Genomic DNA, 366 nt, shown 5'->3' with positions numbered 1-366 from the left:
GTTGACGTTGAGCATTTAGAAGCAATTCACCAAAATTTCGTTTAGCGTCATTTGCTGTTAATGTATGCATGGCTATTCTCCACAGTCTTAAATCTAATTGGAGTATAGTTTATCACATGAAGTGGTCAATATGATTAAATCGTGTGAAATGTGTGAAATGTGTGAAAGGGGAAGCTAACAAACGCCTCAAGCGGGACTTCCAACGCTCGCCACTTTTGGCTTTAATGAGTTTTGAGGTTATGGCTGGTTAGTTTTAGTGTAGTTGTTTGCGTTGTCAGCCCCTTAGGCGGGCGTTATGACTCCGAGTACCCCACGTTTAGTAGACACTTTACTAAGTTAGATCTAGGGTCTAATTGAGAGGTGATT

General features: G+C 41.0%; 1 pseudogene. It reads right to left on the bottom strand.

What is annotated here, in order from left to right:
- A pseudogene (locus EXA13_RS16770) lies at positions 1-70 on the bottom strand (prevent-host-death protein); the annotation flags it as partial.
- Between the last annotated feature and the right edge of the window lie 296 nt (positions 71-366).

It is taken from the genome of Vibrio cincinnatiensis, from assembly GCF_022113815.1.
Classification (GTDB): Bacteria; Pseudomonadota; Gammaproteobacteria; order Enterobacterales; family Vibrionaceae; genus Vibrio; species Vibrio cincinnatiensis_A.
Note: the sequence above shows the minus strand (reverse complement) of the source record. Positions and strands in the feature narration are given on the sequence as shown.